Source organism: Nostocoides jenkinsii Ben 74 (genome assembly GCF_001046875.1).
GTDB classification, from domain to species: Bacteria; Actinomycetota; Actinomycetes; order Actinomycetales; family Dermatophilaceae; genus Nostocoides_A; species Nostocoides_A jenkinsii.
Genome location: NZ_HF571038.1, coordinates 3625642 through 3627776, shown reverse-complemented (window position 1 = coordinate 3627776; position 2135 = coordinate 3625642). Strand labels below are relative to the sequence as shown.

The 2135-nt window shown below is 70.4% G+C and carries 4 protein-coding genes; 3 read left to right on the top strand and 1 reads right to left on the bottom strand.

What is annotated here, in order from left to right; all coding sequences use genetic code 11:
* A partial coding sequence (locus BN13_RS17260) for a zinc metalloprotease (protein ID WP_048549368.1) occupies positions 1-755 on the bottom strand: 755 nt, incomplete at its 3' end.
* A 287-nt stretch (positions 756-1042) separates the two neighbouring features.
* On the opposite strand from BN13_RS17260, the gene BN13_RS17255 reads away from it, so the two are divergent.
* The 3 genes from BN13_RS17255 to BN13_RS17245 all read left to right on the top strand — a co-directional run.
* The gene (locus tag BN13_RS17255) at positions 1043-1333 is read left to right on the top strand and encodes a DUF6504 family protein (protein ID WP_048548445.1); all 291 of its coding nucleotides are present in this window, start codon (positions 1043-1045) and stop codon (positions 1331-1333) included.
* Between the two features lie 11 nt (positions 1334-1344).
* On the top strand, positions 1345-1782 hold the full coding sequence (locus tag BN13_RS17250; RefSeq protein ID WP_048548443.1) for an SAV_6107 family HEPN domain-containing protein: 438 nt from the start codon (positions 1345-1347) through the stop codon (positions 1780-1782).
* 3 nt (positions 1783-1785) lie between these two features.
* On the top strand, positions 1786-2135 hold a 350-nt coding region (locus BN13_RS17245), incomplete at its 3' end, for a PHP domain-containing protein (protein ID WP_048548441.1).

Here is a 2135-nt window from a genome sequence, read left to right as displayed (position 1 = left end):
GCGGGGGTGTCGGCGACATAGTCGCCCTGGCCATTACAGCCGCCCTGGAAGGTGTGGTAGAGACCGAACCAGTGGCCCGCCTCGTGCGTCGCGGTGTCGCCGAGGTTGTAGGGCGCGGCCGTGCCGCCGGGCAGCGACTGGTCGAGCAGGACGACACCGTCCATGACGTCATAGCTGCTCTTGGGGAAGGTCGCCCAGCCGAGCAGCCCGCCGCCGAGACTGGCGGAGTAAAGGTTGAGGTCGTCCATCGAGCCCTTGCGCAGGGCGGTCTTCATCGCCTTCTCGGCGGTGGACCCATTGGTGATCCCGTTATACCAGGTGGCGTTGTTGGTGTAATCCGTGCCCGCCAGGGTAAAGCTGAACCCGGTGCCGGCGTAGGCGTTGTTGAGGACGGTGATCTGGTTGTTGATCATCGTCGAGCTGAGATTGCCCTTCGTGCCATCGGTGATGACGTGGAAGTAGACATTGACTGTGGCGGACACCGCGCGGGACGAGCCCGACGGGTCAATCCCCTTGGCGGCGGCGTCCTTGGCGAAGCTGGCCTCCAGTGCCTTGACCTGGGCTGCGCTGAGTTCGTTGGCGTCCCGGCGGTTGCCGCCGGCGGCGGCGCGGGCGCTATTGACCGCGTCGGTGTGGGAGACGCAGGGAGCGACGCCGGCATCCGGGCGGGCGGAGGCGGCGGGGGCGACCACAGCCATGGTGCCGAGGGTGAGCAGCCCGGCGGCTGCGATCGAGAGGCGACGGTGAACGTTCATACGGGTAGTGCTCCGTTCGAAGGGGTGACCATGATCCGTGGCCACCGGCCATGGTGGCGGCTTTCCCGACGCGGGCGCCATGGGAAGGGCGGGCCAATTTCCGGCGACACGCCGATGCGCGCGACAGGCCGAGGGGGACTTGACGCCGCTCCATACGGGTGGAGTACCGTCGCCTTAGAACAGATGTTCGACGCATATGTGTTCTAAAAATCCCCGCTAGCCGGGTCGCCCGGCCATGCCGTCGACCCCGCGTGCCCGCCGCGCGCCATACGAGAAGGAGCCCGCCCGTGGTCCGCCGTTATGAGGAACCCGTCGATGTCCAGGCCCGGGACGAGTCGCTCGCGGCATTCATCTGGCGCGGTCGGCTGTATGCCGTGCGGCACGTCGTCGACCGCTGGACCGAGCGTCGTTCCTGGTGGCATGACCCGGTGGGGGCTCCCCGGGTCGGCGAGCGGGTCGTATGGCGAGTAGAGGCCACCGCCGGCCGCCTCGCCGGCACCGGGATCTATGACATCGGCCGCGACACCGATGCCGAGGCGAGCCGACCGACGTGGACCTTGCTGCGGGTCCAGGACTGAAAGGGACATCGATGACAACGACATTCCCCCTTGAGGGGGCCCGGCTGGCCAGTGCCCTCGACTTGCTCGACGGAGCGGCCGAGAGCCTTATCGAGGCCAGCCACGCCCCGGCGGCCGGTCAGCGGTATGCCGAGGCCAACCTCGCCGCTCTCCGCGCGGCCGCCGCCGTGCTCGCCGTCCGGATCGTCCGGGGCCGCGACAGCCGGGTCACCGGCCCGCGCAATGTGTGGGAGCTGGTCCCCGAGCTCGCCCCCGAATTGGGGGAGTGGGCGGTCTTCTTCGCTTATGCCTCCCGCCGGCGGTGGGCGCTCGACGACGGCGCCGAGATGGTCACCGTGCGTGAGGCGGATGACCTGGTCCGCTCCGCGCAGGAGTTCCTGACCCTGGTCCGCGGCACCCTCGGCCTGCCCCGCCGCGCCGACCGCATCCGGCTGAGCCCGACGTCCTGACCTATGTCCGAGTTCGCCCACCTCCACCTCGCCTCGGGGTTCTCGATGCGCTACGGCGCGGCGACCCCGGAGGCGCTGGTGGAGCGGGCGGCGCAATATGGGCAGCCCGCGATCGCGCTGACCGACCGAGACGGTCTGTATGGCGCGATCCGCTTCGTCCAAGCCGCCTCCCGGGCCGGGCTCGACGCGGTGCTCGGGGTCGATCTCGCGATGGCCGGGAGCATCCTGGACGCGCCGCCCGATCCGCGCCGCCGCCCTGGCCGCACGCCCGCCCGCGGGGGGGCGATCGTCGATCCGCGCCTGCCGCGGGTCACCGTCTTGGCGCAGGGTTCGGGCGGCGCCGAGCCGACCGG

Coding starts and splice junctions, on each gene's coding strand:
- BN13_RS17250 (WP_048548443.1), top strand. CDS start 1,345: ATGACAACGACATTCCCCCTTGAGGGGGCCCGGCTGGCCAGTGCCCTC.